Origin of the sequence: Desulfobulbus alkaliphilus, from assembly GCF_016918545.1 — a bacterium.
GTDB classification, from domain to species: domain Bacteria; phylum Desulfobacterota; class Desulfobulbia; order Desulfobulbales; family Desulfobulbaceae; genus Desulfobulbus; species Desulfobulbus alkaliphilus.
On record NZ_JAFFQC010000103.1, the window covers coordinates 1 to 892 of the forward strand.

Below are 892 nucleotides of genomic sequence, written 5' to 3' on the forward strand. Positions count from 1 at the left end.
GGCCGCGCTTTCGTTGAGCGGCTTCTTGCTCCTGCTGGCGCAACACCGCACCCAGGCGCTGTATGTTCCGTGCCAATACCGCCATGGCGACGTAGCGTTTGAAGCCCTTGATGCCGTGGTCGAGACATTTGTCGAGCCCGTGGACCTCAAGGGCATTGATGGCCGATTCCACCGCCGAATGTTGTCGGCGCAGTTCGACAAATTCAGGTTCGCTTTCCCGGGCCTTGTCGGCCTGTGAAAGCTTGCCCTTCTTGGGCAGGGCGGAACACTCCAGGCGCGTTTTCAGGGCTTCCTTATTGCCGGGGCTATAAAAAGCTTTATCCATGCTGACTGCGCATAATCTGGGGAATCGCTGTTTTGTCTCATCCACCATGGCAATGGCCACCTTGTCATCGGTGATCCTTTCCATCACTTGGTGGTGGAGAATGAAGCGGTCGCGGTCTTCCATGATACACACCCGCAGGCCCAACTCGACCGGAACGCCGGCCTTGCCTTTGCTGATCCATTCGGTGTGCGGTTGAAACAGGGAAAACACCTTCTCGTCGTGAGGAATACGTTCCCCCTGGAGCACCCGCCGGTCAATCTGGTCGATCTGCCGACGGGCATGTTGGATGAAGTCGTTTAAGGAGCAGAGCCGGGCCAGGGCAACAGGATCGTGCGGGCTGATCTGCTGACTGGTTTTCAGCGCGCGTTTCAGGTGCTCCTCCGCCAGAGCCAGGTAGGCGCGATGGGCCTCTTGTATCTCCTGTTCCTTTCGTTGCTGTTTGCTTGCGTCCTTGGATGTGGAATGCTTGAGCCGCTGTACCTTGGAGTACTGCTTCTTGAATTGCCGCTGGTGGTACTTGTGCTGCCGCCATCCCGGCAGGTTGTACATTCCGGCCAGTATCACGCA

1 protein-coding gene is annotated in these 892 nt (G+C 57.6%); it reads right to left on the reverse strand.

The window, feature by feature from the left end:
- The coding region (locus JWG43_RS17560) for a transposase (protein WP_338033284.1) at window positions 1–892 on the reverse strand (892 nt) is incomplete at both ends.